General features: G+C 60.9%; 2 protein-coding genes. Both read left to right on the top strand.

The genetic code is table 11. From position 1 onward, the window contains the following. The first annotated feature begins 286 nt into the window (after positions 1-286). Positions 287-448: a hypothetical protein gene (locus tag ETQ85_RS25875; RefSeq protein WP_222862325.1), complete on the top strand. Its 162-nt coding sequence runs from the start codon at positions 287-289 to the stop codon at positions 446-448. Between the two features lie 40 nt (positions 449-488). Beyond that, entirely contained in the window at positions 489-1,526 is a 1,038-nt protein-coding gene (locus tag ETQ85_RS25870) for an IS5 family transposase (RefSeq protein ID WP_148577996.1), read from the top strand. The last annotated feature ends 168 nt before the right edge of the window (positions 1,527-1,694 follow it).

Here is a 1,694-nt window from a genome sequence, read left to right as displayed (position 1 = left end):
AACCACGAAGAAGGTGTGGGCGGACACGGCCTCTACGAAGCGACCAAGGGCAAGTAGCCCCGACGAGACTCACTTGTAGATCCGACGCGACCACATTCGCGCCTGTTACTCAAGCCCTGACACTCAGTCGGGACTGCCAACAGCCGCGTTTCATCCAGCAACAAAGCGGCCCGACAACATAACAAGCCGCTGACAAAACTGTCATCGGACGGTTTGGCTCCCGTAAGGAGCCAACGTCCATCATAGAAGTGCAGGATCACCTGCACACAACCTGAAGGAGAGAGAAATGATGAAGAAAATGCTGGTCGTGGCCGCGCTGAGCATCCTGGGTACAACGGGCGCATTCGCTTCTGATGAGGCGCGTGCCGCGGCAAGAGAGGTCATCGAGCTGAAGGATGGCTCGACGGTTTATGGGCGCCTCGAAAAACCTCGACTCGCCCACTCTTGATAAAATTGCATCGTTCTGAATCCGCCCCGAGCCGACTCCGATGAAACCGCGCAGCGCCATCAAGACCGACCTGTTCGCAGACGAACATCACCGCAAGAAGATCGATACCCTGGGCGATCCGCTGGTCGAGATCGAGTCCTACATCGACTTCGTGGCGCTGGCGGCCGAGGTCGATCGCATCGCGCCCCGGCCGGTCAGCCCCCAGGGTGGCCGCCCGCCGTACCCGACCGAGACGATGGTGCGCATCCTGGTCCTGAAGCGGCTGTACAACCTGTCGGACGAGCAGATGGAGTACCAGCTGCTTGATCGCATGAGCTACAAGCGCTTCTGCGGGCTGGCGAACGCAACGAACATTCCCGACCGCACCACGGTGTGGACCTTCGAGAACCGCATCGGCGAAGCCGGCGCAAAGGCGTTGTTCGACGGCGTCTCGGCGCAGCTGCTCAAAAAGGGCTTCATCGCCCGCGGTGGTCAGATCATCGACGCGACCCTGGTGCCTGCGCCCAAGCAGCACAACAGCCGGGGCGAGAAAGCGTTGATTGAGCAAGGCGCGATGCCGGCCGCCTGGAAGCCCGCCAAGCGGCGCCAGAAGGACCTCGACGCCACCTGGACCAAGAAACACGGCAAGAGCCACTTCGGCTACAAGCTCTCCATCAACGTCGACATGAAGTACAAGATCATCCGCAAGATCGAGACCGACACGGCCAGCACGCACGACAGCCAGCACTTCGACAACGTGTTCGATACGGCCAACACGAGCCGGGACGTCTATGCCGACCGGGGCTATCCGTCGGCGGAGCGGGAAGCCTGGCTGAAGGAAAACGGTTTCCGCAACCAGATCCAACGCAAGGGCCATCGCAACAAGCCACTGTCCGACTGCCAGCAGCGACGCAACAAGCGCATCGCCAAGACGCGTGCGCGGGTCGAGCACGTGTTCGGGGCCATCGAGCAGATGGGCGGCAAGTTGCTGCGCACCATCGGCCGGGCGCGCGCGAACTTTGCGATGACGATGATGGCGGCCTGCTACAACCTGAAGCGGCTGGTCTATCTCCAGAAGGCCGGAATCGAGGCCTTCTGACGCCAGAAATTGGCCGAATCGCCGCTGCCCGAGGCGATTCGAGGCAAAAACGGGACGGCGCTGCCGGCGACGGCGGTTATGTGCCGAAGAAACTGATCAGAATTCGATCGTGATCAGCATTGCGCGGTGGGATTTACTGAAAACCTCGGGTTATTCGAGGTGCCCTTA

The sequence above is a fragment of the Zoogloea oleivorans genome (genome assembly GCF_008107625.1).
GTDB classification, from domain to species: Bacteria; Pseudomonadota; Gammaproteobacteria; order Burkholderiales; family Rhodocyclaceae; genus Zoogloea; species Zoogloea oleivorans.
Note: the sequence above shows the minus strand (reverse complement) of the source record. Positions and strands in the feature narration are given on the sequence as shown.

Coding starts and splice junctions, on each gene's coding strand:
- ETQ85_RS25875 (WP_222862325.1), top strand. CDS start 287: ATGATGAAGAAAATGCTGGTCGTGGCCGCGCTGAGCATCCTGGGTACA.
- ETQ85_RS25870 (WP_148577996.1), top strand. CDS start 489: ATGAAACCGCGCAGCGCCATCAAGACCGACCTGTTCGCAGACGAACAT.